Annotated in this window: 18 protein-coding genes; 6 read left to right on the forward strand and 12 right to left on the reverse strand. The window is 64.3% G+C overall.

The genetic code is table 11. The annotated features are described in order from the left end of the window. Positions 1-3 precede the first annotated feature (3 nt). On the reverse strand, positions 4-288 hold the full coding sequence (locus RPS27_RS22430) for a Plug domain-containing protein (protein ID WP_313754429.1): 285 nt from the start codon (positions 286-288) through the stop codon (positions 4-6). Between the two features lie 63 nt (positions 289-351). After that, positions 352-1,620: a hypothetical protein gene (locus RPS27_RS22435; protein WP_313754430.1), complete on the reverse strand. Its 1,269-nt coding sequence runs from the start codon at positions 1,618-1,620 to the stop codon at positions 352-354. 295 nt (positions 1,621-1,915) lie between these two features. On the opposite strand from RPS27_RS22435, the gene RPS27_RS22440 reads away from it, so the two are divergent. Continuing rightward, on the forward strand, positions 1,916-2,251 hold the full coding sequence (locus RPS27_RS22440) for a hypothetical protein (RefSeq protein WP_211416513.1): 336 nt from the start codon (positions 1,916-1,918) through the stop codon (positions 2,249-2,251). 62 nt (positions 2,252-2,313) lie between these two features. On the opposite strand, the gene RPS27_RS22445 is transcribed toward RPS27_RS22440, so the two are convergent. Beyond that, a complete protein-coding gene (locus RPS27_RS22445) occupies positions 2,314-2,604 on the reverse strand; it encodes a hypothetical protein (protein WP_313754431.1) in 291 nt (96 codons plus the stop codon). A 161-nt stretch (positions 2,605-2,765) separates the two neighbouring features. Between RPS27_RS22445 and RPS27_RS22450 the strand changes: the two genes are divergently transcribed. Continuing rightward, positions 2,766-3,575 (forward strand): substrate-binding domain-containing protein, encoded by an 810-nt coding sequence (locus RPS27_RS22450; RefSeq protein WP_211416515.1) that lies wholly within the window; start codon positions 2,766-2,768, stop codon positions 3,573-3,575. Here the strand turns inward: RPS27_RS22450 and RPS27_RS22455 are convergent. Together RPS27_RS22455 and pstS are read right to left on the reverse strand one after the other, a co-directional pair. Then, positions 3,549-4,247, reverse strand: a complete 699-nt coding sequence (locus tag RPS27_RS22455; RefSeq protein ID WP_211416516.1) for an ABC transporter permease — start codon at positions 4,245-4,247, stop codon at positions 3,549-3,551. The two genes, RPS27_RS22450 and RPS27_RS22455, sit on opposite strands and share 27 nt — an antisense overlap. A gap of 213 nt (positions 4,248-4,460) precedes the next feature. Further along, a complete protein-coding gene (pstS, locus tag RPS27_RS22460; protein ID WP_313754432.1) occupies positions 4,461-5,519 on the reverse strand; it encodes a phosphate ABC transporter substrate-binding protein PstS in 1,059 nt (352 codons plus the stop codon). 396 nt (positions 5,520-5,915) lie between these two features. On the opposite strand from pstS, the gene RPS27_RS22465 reads away from it, so the two are divergent. The 4 genes from RPS27_RS22465 to RPS27_RS22480 all read left to right on the forward strand — a co-directional run bounded on the left by RPS27_RS22465 (position 5,916) and on the right by RPS27_RS22480 (position 10,249). Continuing rightward, entirely contained in the window at positions 5,916-6,767 is an 852-nt protein-coding gene (locus RPS27_RS22465) for a 3-hydroxybutyryl-CoA dehydrogenase (protein WP_194403590.1), read from the forward strand. Positions 6,768-7,008: 241 nt separating this feature from the next. Then, a complete protein-coding gene (locus RPS27_RS22470; protein ID WP_211416518.1) occupies positions 7,009-7,473 on the forward strand; it encodes a group III truncated hemoglobin in 465 nt (154 codons plus the stop codon). Between the two features lie 263 nt (positions 7,474-7,736). Further along, positions 7,737-8,390, forward strand: a complete 654-nt coding sequence (locus RPS27_RS22475; protein WP_313754433.1) for a ubiquinol-cytochrome c reductase iron-sulfur subunit — start codon at positions 7,737-7,739, stop codon at positions 8,388-8,390. Positions 8,391-8,521: 131 nt separating this feature from the next. Next, positions 8,522-10,249 carry a methanol/ethanol family PQQ-dependent dehydrogenase gene (locus tag RPS27_RS22480; protein ID WP_313754571.1) on the forward strand — a complete coding sequence of 576 codons (1,728 nt, stop codon included), beginning with the start codon at positions 8,522-8,524 and terminating at the stop codon, positions 10,247-10,249. Positions 10,250-10,462: 213 nt separating this feature from the next. Here the strand turns inward: RPS27_RS22480 and RPS27_RS22485 are convergent, their stop codons facing one another. The 7 genes from RPS27_RS22485 to xoxF5 all read right to left on the reverse strand — a co-directional run bounded on the left by RPS27_RS22485 (position 10,463) and on the right by xoxF5 (position 18,374). Then, positions 10,463-10,720, reverse strand: a complete 258-nt coding sequence (locus tag RPS27_RS22485) for a hypothetical protein (protein ID WP_194403586.1) — start codon at positions 10,718-10,720, stop codon at positions 10,463-10,465. 72 nt (positions 10,721-10,792) lie between these two features. Next, on the reverse strand, positions 10,793-13,105 hold the full coding sequence (locus RPS27_RS22490) for a molybdopterin cofactor-binding domain-containing protein (protein ID WP_211416520.1): 2,313 nt from the start codon (positions 13,103-13,105) through the stop codon (positions 10,793-10,795). Between the two features lies 1 nt (position 13,106). Further along, entirely contained in the window at positions 13,107-13,559 is a 453-nt protein-coding gene (locus RPS27_RS22495) for a (2Fe-2S)-binding protein (protein ID WP_194408411.1), read from the reverse strand. 641 nt (positions 13,560-14,200) lie between these two features. Continuing rightward, on the reverse strand, positions 14,201-14,764 hold the full coding sequence (gene gfa, locus RPS27_RS22500; RefSeq protein ID WP_194403584.1) for an S-(hydroxymethyl)glutathione synthase: 564 nt from the start codon (positions 14,762-14,764) through the stop codon (positions 14,201-14,203). A gap of 32 nt (positions 14,765-14,796) precedes the next feature. After that, positions 14,797-15,906, reverse strand: coding sequence for an S-(hydroxymethyl)glutathione dehydrogenase/class III alcohol dehydrogenase (locus RPS27_RS22505; RefSeq protein ID WP_194403583.1), 1,110 nt, complete (start codon positions 15,904-15,906; stop codon positions 14,797-14,799). Between the two features lie 60 nt (positions 15,907-15,966). After that, positions 15,967-16,488 carry a c-type cytochrome, methanol metabolism-related gene (locus RPS27_RS22510; RefSeq protein WP_211416521.1) on the reverse strand — a complete coding sequence of 174 codons (522 nt, stop codon included), beginning with the start codon at positions 16,486-16,488 and terminating at the stop codon, positions 15,967-15,969. Between the two features lie 80 nt (positions 16,489-16,568). Continuing rightward, positions 16,569-18,374 carry a lanthanide-dependent methanol dehydrogenase XoxF5 gene (gene xoxF5, locus RPS27_RS22515; RefSeq protein WP_212069216.1) on the reverse strand — a complete coding sequence of 602 codons (1,806 nt, stop codon included), beginning with the start codon at positions 18,372-18,374 and terminating at the stop codon, positions 16,569-16,571. Positions 18,375-18,696 lie beyond the last annotated feature (322 nt).

Genomic DNA, 18,696 nt, shown 5'->3' on the forward strand with positions numbered 1-18,696 from the left:
CCGTTAGCGCCCGATCGTCACGCCGGCGGTCGAGTGCATGGCGTCCCTGAGGCTCGTCGCGTTCTTGTCGTCGAGAACCTCTCGCGTCAGCACGGTGGTCTGGCCGGGCGTGTTGAGGATCGTCTCGCCGCGCGAGGAGGACAGCCGGACGGCCTTGTAGGACGCGGCCGGATCGGTGGCGGGGGCCGTCGCATGCGGGTGGCGCGACCGCTTGCCGGGCGCCGCAACCGCGGCTTGCGAGACACAGAGGGCGGCGATCACGACCAGAAGCAACGAGCTCGTGCGCATAGGCGATCTCCCATGTCGGGATGTCAACCTAGCACGTCGCGGCGGTCGCTGCAGGCGAAAGGATCAGGCGAGAGCGGCCTGGCGTTCCCGCGCCGGTTCGCGGACTCGCTCGAGTTTCCCAGGCTCGGCGAGCTGCGTGAAACTGCGGTTGCTCGCCTGCGCTGGGGCCTCGACGATGACGCCCTCGCAGACGATCTGTCCGCCGAGCATCTTGAATTCCAGCTTGTCGTAGCGCGGCATGGTTTCGCCGGCCGCGGGCGGCAGCAGCCCGATGCTGCCCTGGATGTTCAGGGTGGCTTCGCCAGTGCCGTGAAGCCGAGGATTCCACATCCTGATCCCGCTTTCCGCCCAGCGCTGCCGGATCAGCGCGGCGCGATCGGCAGGCTCCGCGGGTCTCGCGCGAACTTTCGGCGGGCTGCGGATTTCCGGAGCCGGCGACACCAGCGCCGGAACCGGCGCGATGTCCGTGACGACGCTGGCCGCATCAGTGGAACCTTGCTCCACGACAACCGCCGCGACGGGCGCAGCAACATCCGCGGCTGCCGGCTCGATGGCCACCGCGTCGTTCGGCAAGGGATCGCCGTCGAAATGATCCTCAGAGGCAGGCTCGACCAGAACTTCGGCAGCGGCGGACGTAACGCGCGGCGTGCCAGCGGTTGGCTCAGTATCCTCGATGATGTCAGGGGTGCGATTGTCACTGACGACGAGCGCAGGGACGTCAGTCGGAGCGATCTCGACATCGGTGGACGATGGCGGTGCGTCTTCCGCAACAATGGGCTCGGCGTCAGTCGGGGGCGCGGGAGGTGGCTCGCTGCCGACCACGAGTTCGGCGGCGTCCACCGATTCGCCGACAACCTCGACGGCGACCGGCTCCGCGTCGGCGGCCTCGACTTTCGCCGGGGTCTCAACGACAGGATCGTGGCTGATCGCGGGTTCGTGAGCGTCTTCGGCCGCAGTTTCGATCTCGGCGGCCGAAGCCTCCTCGACGACCGGCGCGATGTCGGACGGGATCTCCCGTGAGACATTGTCGCTGGCGACGGCGTCGGTTGGTGCTGCCGGCGGGCTCTCCGCGATGATGGAGATCGCGGTATCATCCTGGGTGGAGCGAACCTCGTCCCCGGCCTCGTCCTGCGCCGAAGTCGTGCTGATTTCGGCAAGTTGAGTCGAAGCGGATTCCGCGACGTCTTCGGCGACAACGACTTCGGCGACAGGGGCTTCGGCGTTGATGGGCGAGACGTCTGCGGCGACCGGCGTGACGTCGATGCTGCCGCTATGCGGCTCAGGCCGAAGCCGGGTGAATGCCCATTTCACCGCGGGGATGCGGCGCAGCAACGATATCAGTCTCGAAAGCACTAGGAGTTGTCCAAGAGGTACTCGGCGTGAGGCAATCGCTGATTCGCCAGCAATATGAAAAACTGCCCCGGCCGTCACATCCCTGTCAATCTAGGTGAGATCAATTGCAGAACATCCGCGCATTCGTCGCGTAAGTCGGCGAGTGACGTGTCAGCCGTCATGGCAAGGCGGCGATCGTCGCAAAGGCCACGGTTTGGCCGACCAACGTGACCGCCACCACAGTGCAGCCGCGCCGAAGCAGGCACGCTCTTTCCGAAACGGAAGGAGAGTGAACGTGATCCACAAGATTTGTCTTGCCGCGGTCTTCGCCGCTAGCATGGGCGCGCCGGTGCTCGCGGACGATCTCACGCCGAAAATCGCCGCTCACCTCATTCCGCCCAATGCGGAGATCCACATCTCCTGGACCAGTCCTGCATCCGATCCCGAGGGCCGCGCGATCGAGGTGGTCTGCGGTGAGGTCACGGTTCGCAATCCCAGAGGCTTTTCGACATCGACGTTTGCCTATGTCGTCGACGACGACAAGCTTTGGCTGGCCTGGAAGATCGATTGGATGAAGGAACCGGAGTCGCAGGGCGTCCGCCGCGTGATGAGATATTGTCCAGGCCGTTGATCGACCCCTGCCGGTCCGTGGGAGGGGACGACGGTCCCCTCCCGGGATCCTCGACCTTCCGACTATTTGCCGGAGCCGGCACCACCGCCGGAGCCTGAGCTGCCGCCGGCCTGGCTGCCCATGTTGTTGGTGTTGGTGCCGCCGGCCGATGGTTGCTGCGCACCCTTGCTGTCGCTGGCCTCATTCTGCATGTTCGACGAACGTCCGGTCGTCATGCCCTTGGTGGCGGGGCCTCGCGACGAGGGGCCGACGTCGCTTTGGCTGGAGGCGCCGGGAGCCGGTTGTGTCTGCGCGATGGCGCCACCGGTCGCCAGCGCCATGATGCATGCCGATGCCAAGATGAGCTTCTTCATTGGATTCTCCTTGACTTTACATCCCAGATAATCCGGCTGCGCCAGCGACGTTCCTGCCGCTTTGTAGCCGCTCGCTCAACTCTATGCGGCCTTACGTCGGGGTTCCCGTTTTCGTCGCCACGGGCTATTCAGGACCGTCATTGTTTGTCCGGGAATGCCGCATGAGGAAGATTATCGCCATCGGAGCGCTTCTGCTCTGGTCCACCGTCGCGTCCGCACAGGATCGCACCATCACGGTCGCTTCGACCACCTCGACGGAACAATCAGGCCTGTTCGGCCATCTGCTGCCGTTGTTCACGAAGGCCGAAGGCATCGGCGTGAAGGTCGTCGCCGTTGGCACCGGCCAGGCGCTGGACATCGGCCGGCGCGGCGATGCCGATGTCGTCTTCGTCCATGACAGGCCTGCCGAGGACAAGTTCATGTCGGAAGGGCAGGGCGTGAAGCGCTTCGACGTCATGTACAACGACTTCATCATCATCGGCCCAAAGAGCGATCCCGCCAAGATCGCCGGCGGCAAGGACGTCACGGATGCGCTGCGCAAGATCGCGGCGGCGAAGGCGCCGTTCATTTCGCGCGGCGACAAGTCCGGCACGCACGCGGCCGAGCTGAGGTTGTGGAAAGAGGCCGGCGTTGATCTCGGTGCCGGCAAGGACAGCTGGTACCGCGAGATCGGCCAGGGCATGGGCCCGGCGCTGAACATGGCCTCGTCGTCGAACGCCTATCTGTTGTCGGACCGCGGCACCTGGCTGTCGTTCAAGAATCGCGGCGAGCTCGCCGTCCTGACCGAGGGGGACAAGCGGCTTTTCAATCAATACGGCGTCATGCTGGTGAATCCCGAAAAGCACCCGAACGTGAAGGCGAAGGACGGGCAGGCCTTCGTCGACTGGCTGGTCTCGTCGAAGGGGCAGGAGGCGATCGCCGGCTACAAGGTCGGGGGCGAGCAGCTATTTTTCCCCAACGCGTCCCACTAGCAGGAAGGCGATCGTCGACACCGCCACGCTCAGCGCGAGCAGGATCAGTCCGAGTCCGAGCGCCAGCGGCAGGTCGCCCTTGCTGGTCTCCAGCGCAATCGCGGTCGTCATAGTCCGGGTGAAGCCGCGGATGTTGCCGCCGACGATGATGATGGCGCCGACTTCCGCGATGGCGCGCCCGAACGCCGCGAGAAAGGCCGTCAGCAGCGAGGTGCGGCCGAGCGCGAACAGCAGCGCCATGCTGCGCAGGGCCGACAGGCCGTCGATCCGTGCGAGGTCGCCATACTCCGCCCACAGCAGGCTCGCGGGCCGGTGCACCAGCGCCACCACGATCGGCGTGGCGAGCAGCGTCTGCGCGATGATCATGGCGGCCGGCGTGAACAGCAGTCCGGCCGCCCCGAGCGGGCCCGACCGCGACAGGAAAAGATAGAGCGCGAGCCCGACCACGACCGGCGGAAGGCCGAGCAGCGCATTGGTCAGCACGATGATCACCTGCCGCCCGCGGAAACGCGTGATCGCGAGCAGGGCCCCGATCGGTGCGCCGATCATGAGGGCAATGACGCTCGCGGTCAGGCTGACGCGAACCGACAATGCGACGATGCCAAGCAGCTCGGCGTCGGCTTCGCCGATCAGCGTGAACGCAGCGCCAATGGATCGGGCGAAGTCGTTCATCCGCGTCGGGACGTCGGCGCCAGCGGGAGTGCCTCGGGAGCGTCGGGGTCGGGACTGCGAAGGCTATGCACGAAAAATTCCCTGCGAGGATTCTGGTGCAAAGCACCTGGTGGCTCCGCCTGCCGCTTGGGAAGGTTTCCCGCCGGCAGGCCGATCACAACATACTCACATGGAGCGGTTTGAAAACTGAATTTAGCCTGGTCGCGTTCGGCTTCAGCGCTTGACGACGCTCGTCGAAGCCGAGACCGTCGGGGTGACTCTAAGGCTCTGCTGCCAATAGCGTTCGACCTGATCGACCAGGGTGTGTGGGAGCGGGACGTAGTTGAGCGTCTCGGCCTGGGATTTGCCGCTCCCGAGCGACCAGCGGACGAAGTCGATGGCGGCTGCGGAGCGCTCCGGATATTTCGGCGCCTTCGGCATCAGCACGAAGGTCGTCGCCGTGATCGGGTAGGCGTCTTGACCGGGCGCGTTGGTGAGCACGAGATGGAAATCCTTCTCCGCCTTCCAGTCCGCGCTCGCGGCCGCGGCCTGGAACGATGCGCCGTCGGGCACGACGAAATTGCCGGCACTGTTCTGCACGATCCCAAAGGAAATCCGGTCGAGCCGTTGCAGCGCGTAGGTGTATTCGAGATAGCCGATCGCGCCGGGGACCAGGCTGACGAGTGAGGCGACGCCGTCATTGCCTCGGCCGCCGAGGCCAAGCGGCCACTCGACCGAGGTGCCTTCACCCACGCTCGCCTTCCATTGCGGGCTGACCTTCGACAGATAATTCGACCAGTTGAACGTCGTGCCGGAGCCGTCGACCCGGTGAATTACCGTGATCGGCGCGTTGGGCAGGCTGATATCAGGGTTGATCGCGCCAATGGCCGGATCGTTCCAGGATTTGAGCTTGCCAAGGTAGATGTCGGCGAGCAGCTGGCCGGTGAAGCGGAGCTGGCCGGGCTTGATGCCGTCAACATGGACCACCGGGACGACGCCTCCGATCACGATCGGAAATTGCATCAGCCCGAGCCTGTCGAGCTCCTTCGGCTCGAGCGGCATATCGCTGGTGCCGAAATCGACGGCTTCCTTCTTGATCAGGTTGAGGCCGATGCCGGAGCCGACCGCTTGATAGCTGACGATGTTTCCGGTCTGCGCCTTGTACGCGTCGGTCCATTTCGCCATCACGGGCGAAACGAAGGTCGAGCCGGCGCCCTTGATCTCCGCTGCCAGGCCCTGCGTTGCGACGACGAGGGCGGTGAGGATGACGGGGAGCTTGATGTGTTTTTTCATGGTCACGATGCTAACGGGCGAGCCCCGCTGCTGATGTGGGCTATGTCACAAGAGAGCTGCGAGGCATTCGCGGTGGGCTGGGTGCATCAATTACATCGCGTCGGTGGGGGCCGCATCGTCCGATCGGTGTAGGTCGATGGCGATCGGAAGCGCGCCGGTGGCGGCCGTTCGTTGCGGGCACCGGCAGAGAGCCGGAGCAAATTCAGGGGCGAACCGCCTGCCAAACGCCCAAACGGGGCCCGTTCGCGGCCGAAAGGCGGCTTTATTCCCGCCATGGATGCTTTAAGGAAGGGGAAGGATCGGGTCGCTGCCGCCTGGCGGCGGTGCTAGACCCTGGTGCAGGAACAATGGGCGGGGCCGGCCTGGCACGCTCGCAAGGATGAAGGATAAGAGGCAATGATCCAGACCGTTGGCATCATCGGGGCAGGGACCATGGGGAACGGCATCGCGCAGATCTGCGCGGCGGCCGGGCTCTCAGTCGTGATGGTCGACATTTCCGATGCGGCCGTGAACCGCGGGCTTTCGACCGTTGGCGGCAGCCTCGAGCGCCTGGTCAAGAAGGAGAAGATGTCGGCAGCCGATCGCGACGCCACGCTCAAGCGCATCACCGGCACCACCGACCGGGCGAAGCTGTCGGATTGCGACCTGGTCATCGAGGCCGCGACCGAGAACGAGGAGCTCAAGGTCAAGATCCTGAAGGACCTCTGCGCCAGCTTGTCGCCGCGCACGCTGGTCGCGACCAACACCTCGTCGATCTCCATCACCAAGCTTGCTGCCGCGACCGACCGTCCCGACCGCTTCATCGGCATGCACTTCTTCAACCCGGTGCCGGTGATGGCACTGCTGGAACTGATCCGCGGCCTGCAGACCTCGGACGACACTCACGCTAAGGCGCTCGATTTCGCCCAGCGCGTCGGCAAGGTGGCGATCACCGCCAAGAACAGCCCGGGCTTTGCCGTCAACCGCATCCTGTGCCCGATGATCAACGAGGCGATCTTCGCGCTCCAGGAGGGGATTGCGACCGCGGAAGAGATCGACGCCGGCATGAAGCTCGGCTGCAACCATCCGATCGGGCCGCTGGCTCTGGCCGATCTCGTCGGGCTCGACACCATGCTTTCGGTGATGGAGGTCTTTTACAAGGGCTTCAACGATCCTAAATATCGGCCAGCGCCGCTGCTGAAGGAAATGGTCGATGCCGGCCATCTCGGCCGCAAGACCGGGCAGGGCTTTTACAGCTACGGCGCCTGATCTTGTCATTTGCGCTGCGACAAAGACGGACGTAGCGAATTGTCTCAGCATGGACGCAGGTGTCCTTCCTTCTCCCCCTTGTGGGAGAAGGTGGCGCGAAGCGCCGGATGAGGGGTTGGTTCCGCAGGCTCAAATGCTTGAGGCGTGAGCGGAGAGATACCCCTCACCCGTCTCGCCGCTATGCGGCGAGCCACCCTCTTCCACAGGGGGAGAGGGGAAGACGAAACGGGCGAAGAGAAATATGTCGGATCGACTGAAGGCCGAGCGCGAGGCGGCGGCCGCACGGCGGAACCTGTTGACCCAGGATGCGATCGAGCGCACCGGGATCACCGAGGAGATGATCGGGGAACTCGTCACCCGCTTCTACGGACGGGTACGCGAAGACGCCCAGCTGGGACCGGTGTTCGCCGCCGTGCAGAACTGGGACGAGCATCTCGCCAAGCTCAAGGATTTCTGGTCCTCGGTCGTGCTGATGAGCGGCCGCTATCACGGCTCGCCGATGCGGGCGCATCTGCCGCTGAGTCTGGTCGGCGGCCATTTCGACCGCTGGCTCGATCTGTTCGAGCAGACCGCGCGCGAGGTCTGCCCGCCGCCGGCCGCAGCATTGTTCATCGACAAGGCGCGCCGCATCGCCGACAGCTTCGAGATGGCGTCCGCAACCGTTGCCGGTTCTATCGCCGCGCCGCGTCACGTGCTCAGGTCCTGATGCCGACCGACTGCCTGCAGAGTGTGCAAGCATATCGCGTCGCGTTTGCGCAGCGCGACGAATAGCGCGCTGCACCAATTCCGACATCATCGGTCTGATCTGCAAAATCATCATGCCGATCGCGCCGCGTGACGTTGAAATCGCGAAAACGCGTTTGATTGTATTCAGCCTTGCTCAATCAAAACGAGCAAAGCCATATTGATGCATTGCGGCGCCAATTCTTCGCCTTGTTTTTGGCAGAGTTCCAGCGCCTGCTTGCGAACATGTCCCGCGCATCGTTCACGACCGACTCCTCATCGTCCGCGAGCTCCACGGAACCAAACGCTGATGCATGCAGTGAGCAGACGCGGCGAACCGTGCTGCTCGGCGCGCTCGCCGCCACCGCCTGCCTCGGTTGCTCCGCACAGGCGCGCGCGGATGAGGATCCGCCCGGCTCCGACGAACGGCCCCAGAAGGGCGATGTGCTCGTCTTCTCCGAAGGCGACAAGGAAGGAAAACTGATCACCGCGGCCGACCTGCCGGCCGGCGGACCGCCGGTGCATGCCTGGCCAAAGGATCCCAAGACATCGGTGGTGCGCAGTGCCTCCCGGCTCAACGAGATCCTGATCATCCGGCTCGATCCCGCCGAGCTCGACGAGAAGACCGCCGCGCGCGCCGTCGACGGCATCATCGCCTATTCCGCGATCTGCGCGCATGCCGGCTGTCCCGTCACCGCCTGGGTGAAGAGCGATGTCGGCGACAAGGAGGTGTTCAAGTGCATGTGCCACAACTCCGAATACGATCCTCGCGCGGGCGCACAGGTCGTGTTCGGACCGGCGCCGCGGCGGCTCGCGGCGCTGCCGCTCGCGCTCGCTGACGGATCGCTCAGCGTCGCCGGCAATTTCATCGGAAAGGTAGGTGGCGCGCAGCCAGGATGACGGACGGTGCGGGCCCTAAGCCCGCGTCACGAGAGGTCGTATCCGCCGACGGCGGACGACGGGACGAACGACAAGAATTCAACACAAGAATTCAAACGGATGAAAAAAGGGGAACGTCCATGAACACTTCCATGATCAGGAAGCAATTCTACCTGTCCGGCTTCGTCGCCTTCACCTGCCTCGTTTCGACCGCCGCAATGGCTGGCCCGATCGAGAGCTATTCGCCGGTCACGGCGCAGCGGCTGGAAAATCCGGAGCCGAGCAACTGGATGCTCTATCGGCGCACCTATGATGGCCACGGCTACAGCCCGCTCGAGCAGATCAATACGTCCAACGTGAAGAACCTCACGCCGGTCTGGACTTTCGCCACCGGCGTCGTCGAAGGCCACGAGGCGCCGCCGATCGTCAACAACGGCGTGATGTTCGTGGCGACCCCGATGGGGCAGGTCATCGCGCTGAATGCCAAGACCGGCGACGAATACTGGCGTTACAAGCGGCAGCTCCCCGACGATCTGTTCCAGCTGCATCCGACCAGCCGCGGCGTCGGCCTCTGGGAGGACAAGCTCTTCCTCGCCACGACGGACGACCACGTCGTCGCGCTCGATGCCAAGACCGGCAAGGTGGTGTGGGACACCAAGGTGCAGGACTACAAGAAGGGCCAGTACATGACCCTGATGCCGTTGATCGTCGACGGCAAGGTGATCGTCGGCGGCTCCGGCGGCGAGTTCGGCGTGCGCGGCTATGTCGCCGCCTATGACGCCAAGGACGGCAAGGAGCTGTGGCGCACCTTCACCATTCCGGGCGAAGGCGAGCCAGGCCATGAGACCTGGCAGGGCGACGACTGGAAGAACGGCGGCGGTTCGGCCTGGATGACTGGCAATTACGACAAGGAGACCAAGACGATCTATTGGGGCGTCGGCAACGCCGCGCCATGGCCCGGCGAGACCCATCCCGGCGACAATCTCTACACCTCCTCGGTGCTCGCGCTCGATCCCAACACCGGCAAGATCAAGACCCATCACCAGTATCACCAGAACGATTCCTGGGACTGGGATGAGGTCGAGGCGCCGATGCTGATCGACCTGCAGCGCGACGGCCGCAACATCAAGAGCCTGGTCCATCCGGGCCGCGACGCGATCTTCTGGGTGCTCGAACGCACACCGACCAAGATCAACTATGTCGCCGGCTGGCCGTTCGTCTCCACCGACGTCTGGAAGGGTATCGAACCCGAGAGCGGCAAGCCCATCGTCGATCCCGCGCACAAGCCGGTGATCGGCAAGCGCGTCGAGTTCTGTCCGTCGCTGTGGGGCGGCAAGGACTGGCCGTCGGCGGCCTACAGCCAGAAGACCGGCCTCGTCTATGTGCCTGCCAACGAGAACTTCTGCGGCGGGTTCACCGGCGAGAAGGTCGCGCTCAAGCCGGGCGAGCTCTGGCTCGGCACCAAGCCGGAGGACATCGGCCTGAAGACGAAGCCGGGCGCGGATCATTTCGGCGAGCTGCAGGCTTGGGATCCCGCGACGGGCAAGAAGGTGTGGCAGCACAACTTCCCGAAATCGCAGCTGTTCGGCTCGGTGACGGCGACTGCGGGCGATCTCATCTTCGTCGGTGGCACCAACGACCGCAACTTCCGCGCCTTCAACGCCAAGACCGGCGAGCTCCTCTGGGAGCAGAAGACCAACTCCGGCATCATGGGCATGCCGGTGTCCTATGAGATCGACGGCACCCAATACATCGCGATTCAGTCGGGATGGGGCGTGGACGCGCAACGGATCCAGGACGCGCTGGTGACCAACAACATCGGCATCGAAGCCAATGTGCCGCAAGGCGGCGTCATCTGGGTGTTCGCACTGAAGAAGTAGCTCCGCGGGCGGATCGAAGATAGCGGAGCAGCAGGGGGTGGCGAATGCGGCGGACGGCGGCGTCCGCCGCATTCTAGTGTTCGGGATGGATTGCCCGTGCGCGTACTCGTCGTCATGTCCGGGCTTGTCCCGCCTGCGCGGCCGAAGCCGCTTCAGCGCCGCGAAGGCCGTGGATGGCCGGGGCGAGCCCGGCCATGACGGCGCGTGAGCAGCCTACTTTCCCTGACGATCGACCTTGTCCTTTTCCTTCTGGTTCATCTCCTGAACCTTTGGATCGGGATTGTGCTGTCCGGTGGTCTGGGTGGTCGAGGCGGGCGGGGCGTTGGCGTTTGGCAACGAGTTCTGGTCGGGCGTGGTCGGGCGCGTGGCCGTGGTCGGCGGCGTCGTATTGCCTTGGGCGAATGCGCCGGAGGCCGTCACAAGAAAGGCGCCCGACAGCGAGACTGCGAGCGCCCTTGAGATGTTGGTCATCGATCTGCTCCTGTCAGATCGATGGAAACGGCGCGAGAAGGTTTGTGTTCCGTCTCGCGCTTCTCTTTCGTCTTACGCCTCCAATTGCTTGCCGATCGGAAGCGAGCGGATACGTTTTCCCGTCGCCGCGAAGATCGCGTTGATCAGGGCCGGCGCGAATGGCGGAACGCCGGGCTCGCCGACGCCGCTCGGCGGCATGTCGGGTCCGGGCGGCACGATGTAGACGTTGGTCACCGCAGGCGATTCGTCGATCCTGACGACCTGGAAGTCGTCAAAATTCTTCTGCTGTACCTTGCCGTCCTTGAAGCTGATCTCACCGTATTTGGCGAGGCTCAGCCCCATGATCGCAGCGCCCTCGATCTGCGAGGCGATGCGTTCGGGATTGACATAGGTGCCGCAATCGATCGCGGTGTCGACCCTTGGCACCGACAGCTTGCCCTTGTCGTCGACGGCGACCTCGACGATGGTCGCGATGTAGCTGACGAAGCTGCGGTGCACGGCGATGCCGAGGCCGTGGCCCTTCGGCACCTTCCGGCCCCATTCGCCCTTCTCGGCGACCAGCTCGACCACCTTGCGCAGGCGCGCGGTGTCGATCGGGTAGCTGTCCTGGGGCTCGCCGTAGTTCCAGAGGTCCTTCACGTTCGGCTTGACGATGCGGGGCGAGCCGATCAGCTCGAGCAGCATGTCCTTCTGGTCGCGCCCCGTCGCCTGCGCGATCTCGCCGACCATCGACTGCACCGCGAAGGCGCGCGGGATGTTGGAGACCGAGCGGAACCAGCCGATGCGGGTATGCGCGGCGGCTTCCGGATTCTCGCAGGAGATGTTGGCGATCTCGAACGGCATGTCCGCGAGGCCCATGCCGACCTCGAACGGTGCCTGGTGCACGGTGCCGGCCGCGAAGGTCGAGGCGATGCTGGGAGCCACGCTGCGGTGGCGCCATGCGATCACCTTGCCGTTCTTGTCGAGGCCGGCCTCGATCCGCTCGGCCGAGACCGTATGCAGGAAGCCGTTACGAATGTCGTCCTCCCGCGTCCATTGCACCTTCACCGGCGCGCCGAGCTCCTTCGACAGCAGGGCAGCCTCGAGCGCAAAGTCGCATTTCGACTTGCGGCCGAAGCCGCCGCCGAGCAGGGTGACATTGACGGTGACGTTGCCCTCGGGAATGCCGAGCGTCTTGGCGACGTCGTCGCGGGTGCCGCCGGGGCTCTGCACCGGCGCCCAGATCTCGGCCTTGTCGCCCTTGACGTCGGCGACCGCCACCGGCGGCTCCATGCTGACATGGGCAAGATGCGGGATGTAGTACTCGCCGACGATCACCTTCTCGGCGCTCTTCAGGGCGGCATCCGCATCGCCCTCCTTGCGCACGACGAGGCCCGGCTTGCGCGAGGCCTCCTCGAGTTCCTTGCGGTAGGCGACCGAGTCGTATTTGGCGTTGGCGCCGTCGTCCCAGGTCAGCTTCAGCGCATCCCGGCCCTTGATCGCCGCGCCGGTGTTGCGCGCGATCACGGCGACGCCGCCGAGCGGCTGGAACTTGGACGGCCACGGCCAGCCTTGAACCTTCATCACCTTCTCGACGCCGGGGACCTTGAGTGCCGCGTCCGGATCGAACGAGACGAGCTTGCCGCCGGTCACCGGCGGGCGTGCGATCACGGCATATTTCATGCCGGGCAGGCGCACATCTGCGCCGTAACGCGCCTTGCCGGTGGTGATGTCGTGGAGATCGACGATGCCGATCTGGCCTTTGGTCAGGTAGCGGAAATCCTTGGGGTCCTTCAGCTTGAGGCCTTCGAGTGCGGGCACTGATTCCTTGGCGGCATCAGTTGCGAGCTCGCCGAAACCGAGCTTGCGGCCGCTGGCGCTGTGGACGACCTCGTGATTGACGGCCTTGACCTCGGTCGCCGGCACGCCCCAGCGCTTCGCCGCGGCCTGCTCCAGCATGGTGCGGGCGGAGGCGCCGATCTGGCGCATCGGGATCAGATAGTGACGCGTGCTGCGCGAGCCGTCGGTGTCCTGGTTGCCGAACTTGACCTCGTCGCCATGGGCCTGCTGCACCTTGACCCTGGACCAGTCGGCTTCCATCTCCTCGGCCACGATCAACGGCAGGCTGGTGCGTACGCCGGTGCCCATTTCCGAGCGGTGCCCGACGATGGTGACGATACCATCAGGGGCGACCGAGACGAAAACGCGCGGATCGACCACGACGCCGTGCGGCATCTTGCCGGCACCGGTTTCATAGGCCAGCGCCTGGCGCGACATCACGGGGGCGGCGAGCACGAAGCCGCCGGTGACGCCGAGCCCCTTCAGGATGCTGCGGCGCGAGACCTTCTCGACCCTGACGTGCTTCTCGAAACCGCGAAGCTTGCGGGGATTGTCGATGAAATTCATGTCACACTCCCGTCGATGCGAGATGGACCGCGTTCTCGATGCGCTGGTAGCAGCCGCACCGGCAGATGTTGCCGGACATCGCCTGGCGGATCTGGTCGTGCGAGGGCTTGGGGTTGTCCATCAGAAGTGCGGCGGCCTGCATGATCTGGCCGGCCTGGCAGAAGCCGCATTGCGGCACGTTGACCTGGCGCCAAGCCTTTTGCACCGGATGGTCGCCGTTCGGATGCAGCCCCTCGATCGTGGTGACCTCGCGTCCGGCAACGTCGTTGATCGACGTGATGCAGGAGCGCACCGCCTCCTTGTCGACGATGACGGTGCAGGAGCCGCACAGGGCCTGGCCGCAGCCGAACTTGGTGCCGGTCAGCCCGGCCTCGTCACGCAGGAACCAGAGTAGCGGGAGATCCGGGTCGCCGTCCCAGCTCTGTTCCTGGCCGTTGATCTTCACCTTGATCATGATCATCACTCGCTCTTCATAAGCATGCCAAATTCAAAACGCGCCGACGCCTGTCGGCGCAGTGCCAGTTGCGTCGCATCCCGGCCCACGCTCCTGCACGGGCAGATCCCGGCAGCGGGCAGGAAGGCGAATCTCGTTGATCGGATGTGTTCGATACCTCCCGTTCTTTGTTCTTGATTGATTGTATTCGCGCGGCATCGTGACGGCGCGATCGTAACGGGATCGCGCCTGCTCGGCGTTCACAGCCGAGTGTTCTCACGGGGAAAAGTCTGCATCGATGGTTTGTCAAAAGCAGGGCGCGTCAGCGCGCTGCGTGGAGTCGCGTTCGCAAACGGGGCTGCGATGAAAAAGGCTTCGTCCGCCAGAAAGACTGCACGGACGAAGCAGGATGCCTCAGTCGAGGGAGGGAGAAACGCAGGGGCCGGAACTTCGAGAGGGAAGTTGGCGGCGCTGCGCAGTCATTCAGAGACCAGGACTGAGGGAGCTCGTCACCCTCGTCGACGCGTCGGTTGCAGAGGCGGCGGCATCGCCGCATTGGTCCTGAAGCGCGGACCGATCCGGCTCGCTGGCGGAGGTCGACGCCAGCGAGCACGGGGAGGTCTGGCCGAAGCTCGGTGGCCTGGCCAGCTCAGGGGGCCTTGCTAGGCGGCCTTGGCTTTGGCGACGTGGGTCGCGATCGCATCCATCAGGGCCGGCGATAAGCAATCATAGGGCTCGAGCCCGATTTCCTTCAGCCGCGAACGAATGCCCGCCATCTGCTCCGGCTTCACGCCGGATTCGATCACGGAGGAGACGAAGGCGGCGAATTGCGGCGCCTGCGAGCCCTGCTCCTGGAACAGCTCGGGATGGACGAAATCGAGACCGTAGAACGGGTGGCCCTTGTTCTCGATCCGGCCGTACATGTGGGTGCCGCAGGCCTTGCAGGCGTGGCGCTGGATCACTGCGGAAGGATCGACGATCTGGAGCTTGTCGCCGTTCTCGAGCACGGTGACGTTCTGGCGCGGAACCACGGCAACGACCGAGAAGTTCGCGCCCTGCGGCTTCCAGCATTTGGTGCAGCCACAGGCATGATTGTGGGCGACGTCGCCCTTGATGCCGACCTTGACCGGATGATCGCTGCATTTGCAGACGAGCGTGCCGCCGGCAAAGCTGCCGCTGCCCTGTTTGAGGCCGTTGTCGATCGAGGGATGGAGTGCAACAGTCATGGGTCGATCCTCCTTGGGGTGACGGTTTCGAGCTAGAACACGACGACTGAACGGATGGATTTGCCCTCGTGCATGAGGTCAAAGCCCTTGTTGATCTCCTCGAGCTTGAGCACGTGGGTGATCATCGGATCGATCTGGATCTTTCCGTTCATGTACCAGTCGACGATCTTCGGCACGTCGGTGCGGCCGCGCGCGCCGCCGAAGGCGGTGCCGCGCCAGTTGCGCCCGGTGACGAGCTGGAACGGGCGGGTGGCGATCTCCTTGCCGGACTCGGCAACGCCGATGATGATCGAGGTGCCCCAGCCGCGATGACAGGCTTCCAGCGCCTGGCGCATCACCGTGGTGTTGCCGGTGCAATCGAAGGTGTAGTCGGCGCCGCCGTCGGTGAGGCCGACGAGATGCTGGACGATGTCGCCGGTGACCTTCTTGGGATTGACGAATTCGGTCATGCCGAACCTGCGGCCCCAGTCCTCCTTGGCATCGTTGATGTCGACGCCGATGATCTTGTCGGCGCCGGCCATCTTGGCGCCCTGAATCACGTTGAGGCCGATGCCGCCGAGGCCGAACACGACCACGTTGGAGCCGGGCTCGACTTTCGCGGTGTTGACGACGGCGCCGACGCCGGTCGTGACGCCGCAGCCGATGTAGCAGCTCTTGTCGAAGGGAGCATCCTCGCGGATCTTGGCGACCGCGATCTCCGGCAGCACGGTGAAGTTCGAGAAGGTCGAGCAGCCCATGTAGTGGTAGACCGGCTTGCCCTTGTAGGAGAAGCGGCTGGTGCCGTCGGGCATCACGCCCTTGCCCTGCGTCGCGCGGATCGCGGTGCAGAGATTGGTCTTCCGGCTGAGGCAGCTTTTGCACTGCCGGCATTCCGGCGTGTAGAGCGGGATGACGTGGTCACCCGGCTTCACCGAGCTCACGCCGGGGCCGATCTCGCGGATGATGCCCGCGCCCTCGTGGCCCAGGATCGACGGGAAGATTCCCTCGCTGTCGAAGCCGTCGAGCGTATAGGCGTCGGTATGGCAGATGCCCGTCGCCTTGATCTCGACCAGGACTTCGCCGGCCTTCGGACCTTCCAGATCGAGCTCGACGATCTCGAGCGGCTTCTTGGCCTCGAAAGCGACGGCGGCACGTGTCTTCATCGTAAACTCCTCAGATTCTCATCGGGCGCCAAGAGGTCGTCTCGGCAATCCCAGTAGCGTTCACTTCTTGCCCATGCAGGCGTCTTCCGCCTTGGTGTAGGCCTCTGTCTTCTCCTCCTTCTTGGAGGGGCGCTGCCGGCCCCACGCTTCAGTGGAGCGGGCGCGCAGATAGACGTACAGATCGTCCATGTAGCAGGCGACGTTCGGGTTATCGCCGAAGGCCGGCATGACGTTCTCCTGCGCGGTCGAGACGTTCTTGCGACCGGAGGCGACCACGCCGAGGAAGTCGCCATAGCTCATCGACTTCACGGAATCCTTGAGCGCCGGCGCGTAGGTGGAGCCCATGCCGTCGGGCCCGTGGCAGACGTGGCAGTCGGAGTGATAGCGGCGGTATCCGGAATAGGTGAACCAGTCCACGGTGCCGTCCGCCGAAATCTTGTAGGTCGGTGTTCCCTCTTTATCGAGCCACTTTCCGTCGTCTTCCTTCTTCACGGCGGTCGGGTCGCCCGGACCGTCCGCGAACGCAATTCCTCCGGACGCAACCAAGATCGTCGCAGCAATGACAGAGCAGATTTTACGCAAGAGATTTATCCTCGAAGGAGCCCGGGGGAGACGAGCCGGCGCGTGGACTTGATCCACGCGCCGGAGCGATGATGATGGGCCTAGTTCGGCAGCGAGAACACGGTCAGCGTGCCGCCGAGTGCCGTGTAGTTGCTGAGGGCTGCGTAGCCACCGACTGCGCCGAGACCTGCGGTCGGATCGGTCAGACCGGCCGCCAGACCGATGCCGGCCCAGCCGCCGACGCCGGAGAGCACTGCGACGTATTGCTTGCCGCCGTTCTCATAGGTGGTGACGTTGCCGATGATGCCGGAGGGAGTCTTGAACTTGTAGAGCTCCTTGCCGGTCTTGGCGTCGACCGCCTTCAGGTAGCCTTCGAGCGTGCCGTAGAACACCACGCCGCCGGCGGTTGCGAGCGCACCCGACCAGACCGAGAACTGCTCCTTGTTCGACCAGACGATCTTGCCGGTCTTGCCGTCCCAGGCGATGAAATTGCCCATGTGGCTTTCACCCTGCGGCGGATACATCGAGAGCGTCGCACCCACATAGGGCTGGCCCGCGGTGTAGCTCACCTTGAACGGCTCGTAGTCCATGCAGACGTGGTTGGTCGGAACGTAGAACAGCTGCGTGTCCGGCGAGTAGGCTGCCGGCTGCTCGTCCTTCGTGCCGAGCGCGGCCGGGCAGATGCCCTTCACGTTGTGGTCCTCGCCCGCCTTGTCGGTCGAAGCTGCGTCGAGCACCTTCGGACGACCATAGGTCGGCGAGTTCTTGTCCATGTCGACGCCGGAGGTCCAGTTCACCTTCGGATCGTACTTTTCGGCGACCAGCAGCTCACCGGTGGCGCGGTCGAGCGTATAGCCGAGGCCGTTACGATCGAAGTGCGTCAGCAGCTTGCGCGGCTGGCCGTTGATCGACTGATCCGAGAGAATCATCTCGTTGACGCCGTCATAGTCCCACTCGTCGTGGGGCGTCATCTGATAGACCCACTTGGCCTGGCCGGTGTCCGGGTTGCGCGCCCAGATCGTCATCGACCATTTGTTGTCGCCGGGACGCTGCTTCGGATTCCAGGTCGAGGGGTTGCCCGAGCCGTAATAGAGCAGGTTCAGCTCGGGATCGTAGGAGATCCAGCCCCAGGTCGCGCCGCCGCCGATCTTCCACTGATCGCCTTGCCAGGTCTTGAGGCTCGAATCCTTGCCGACAGGCTTGCCGAGCGCGGTGGTCTTCTCCGCGTCGACCAGGATCTGGTCGTCCGGTCCTTCCGAATAGCCGCGCCAGGCCAGCTTGCCGGTCTTGATGTCGTAGGCCGACATATGGGCCTGCACGCCGAACTCGCCGCCCGAGATGCCGATCATCACCTTGTCCTTGATGACCATCGGGGCCGAGGTGCCGGTCTCGCCCTTGCTGGGATCGCCGTTCTTGGCGGTCCATGCGACCTGACCGGTCTTGACATCGAGCGCGACGAGGGTGGTGTCGGCCTGATGCAGGAAGATCTTGCCGTCGCCGTAGGCAAGGCCGCGGTTAACCGTGTCGCAGCACATCACCGGGATGACGTTCGGGTCCTGCTTCGGCTCGTACTTCCAGACGATCTTGTTCTCCTGCGAAAGGTCAATGGCGTAGACCTTGTTCGGGAAGGGCGTGTGGACGTACATCATGTTGCCGATGATCAGCGGGCCGCCTTCGTGGCCGCGCAGCACGCCGGTCGAGAAGGTCCAGGCCACCTGGAGCTTGCCTACGTTTTGTGCGTTGATCTGGTTGAGCTTGGAATAACGGGTATTGGCGTAATCGCCGGTCGGCATCACCCAGTCTTTCGGGTTCTGCGACATCTTGAGCACTTCATCATTGGCTGAGGCGCTCCCGACGGCGAGCGCCGCCGCTGAGCCGAGTAAGGTCGCCAGTAGCACCTTGCGCATAGTCATTCCTCCGTTGGTCTCGTTTATTGTTTCCGTAGCAATATCGATTCACCGGGCTTTTCGTCCGGCGTCTGCTCGTGCAGGGCGGTCACGATTGGGACCAGAAACGATGCTGTGCTGTTTCCTCCTCCTGATGAGAGCCACGGGTCCACGTGCAGGAGCGGCCCGTTCTTGTTGTTCCTGCCGCAATCCCTAACGACTTCGTCACCGGGAAACTTGCCCAAGAGAGAAGCCGGTTTGCTCGACAGCGCACGGCGGAAAAGAATTTGATTTTGCAGTAGCGAATTCAGCGGCTTCCGCGCGGCATCGCGGCCGCTCTCAA

The sequence above is a fragment of the Bradyrhizobium sp. WYCCWR 12699 genome (genome assembly GCF_032144035.1).
GTDB lineage: Bacteria > Pseudomonadota > Alphaproteobacteria > Rhizobiales > Xanthobacteraceae > Bradyrhizobium.